The 1,662-nt window shown below is 76.8% G+C and carries 1 protein-coding gene; it reads right to left on the bottom strand.

Annotated elements, in window-relative coordinates; all coding sequences use genetic code 11:
- Positions 1-1,662: SDR family NAD(P)-dependent oxidoreductase (locus tag ACWCXH_RS39875; RefSeq protein WP_449806409.1), on the bottom strand; the 1,662-nt coding region annotated here is incomplete at both ends.

Genomic DNA, 1,662 nt, shown 5'->3' with positions numbered 1-1,662 from the left:
CGTCCGGCCCCGCAGAACCTCCGCCAGCGCCTCCCGATCAGCAGCATCACAAGCCACGACCTCGACGTCGGCACCCAGCTCCCGGAGCTCCTCCAGCCACGCACCGCCACCACCACGACGGCTCAGCAACAACAGCTCCCGGACACCGTGTCCGGCCACCAGGTGACGCGCAACGAGCCGGCCCAGACCACCGGTACCACCCGTGACCACCACCGTGCCCGAGCCCCAGCCCGACGAGCGTTCGTCGGCGAGGGCTGCACGGGCCAGCCGGCCCACCCGCACGGCACCGTCACGAACCACCACCTGCGGCTCACCCACGGCCAGCACCGCCTCCAGCGGCAGCTCGCCATCCGCATCCACGAGGACGAACCGGCCCGGGTTCTCCGACTCGGCCGCCCGCACCAGGCCCCACACGGCGGCGCCGACGAGGCCGGACACCTCGCCGCCCGCCATGGCGCCCCGCGTGACGAACACGAGGCGCGCATCCGCGAAACGCGCCTCGGCCAGCCACTCCTGCACCAGACCCAGCGCCCACGCCGTCACCTCGTGCACGGCCACCGGCGACTCACCGGCCGCCACCGGGACGACCACGGCGCCCGGCACCTCGTCACCGATCTCCTCCAGCGACGCGACCTCCACACCCAGCGTCACGGACCGGACGTCCACCGGCCTCGCGGGCGCGGCCGCGACCCACTCCAGCCGCAACAGCGACCCCGCCACACCGGCTCCCTGCGCCACGGCGGCCGGCTCGGCCAGCGTCAGGCCCTCGGCCGACAGCACCGGCTCCCCGGCGGCGTCCACGACGGCGAGCGCGAGCGTCTCCGTACCCGTCCGCACGAGCCGCGCCCGCACCACGGACGCGCCCGAGGCGTGCAGCGACGCCCCGGACCACGCCACCGGCACCAGCCCACGGCCGTCCGCCCGCACCACCGCCGCCAGCAGCGCCGGGTGCACGCCGAACCCCGCGGCCTCGCCGGCCGCGTGGCCCGGCAGGACCGCCTCGACGAAGGTCTCCTCACCGCGCCGCCAGACCGACCGCAGCCCGTCGAAGGCCGGGCCGAGGTCCGCCTCCTCGCGGAGCGCCGTCAGATCGGCGACGACCGCGCCCTTCGGCGGCCACACCGAGGCGTCGAAGCCGGCCGTGCGCTCACCGCGGACGAGCTCGCCCGAGGCGTGCTCCGTCCACGGGCCGTCGACGTCGGCGTCCGGTCGGGAGAAGATCCGCACCGGGCGGGCACCGGAGGCCGCCGGGGCGTCCACCTGGATCTGGACGACGACCGCACCGTCCTCGGGCAGCACCAGCGGCTCGGCGAGCGTCAGCCGCTCGACCCGGTCGCAGGCGACCTGGTCACCGGCGCGGACGGCCAGCTCCAGGAACCCGGTCGGCGGGAAGACGGCCACGCCGCCCACCCGGTGGTCGCCCAGCCACGGCTGCGCCTTGAGCGACAGCCGGCCGGTCAGCAGCGTGCCCTCGGCGTTCGCGAGCGCGACGGTCGCGCCCAGCAACGGGTGCTCGGCGGGCGACAGCCCGGCGCCGGTGACGTCCCCGGCCCGGCGGGCCGGGCGCGGCCAGTAGTGCTCGTGCTGGAACGGGTAGGTGGGCAGGTCCACCCGGCGGGCGCCGGTGCCGTCGAACAGCCGCGCCCAGTCCACCGGGACCCC

The sequence above is a fragment of the Kitasatospora sp. NPDC001660 genome (genome assembly GCF_053596725.1).
The sequence above is the reverse complement of the archived record's forward strand: the minus strand, read 5'-3'. Positions and strand labels throughout refer to the sequence as shown.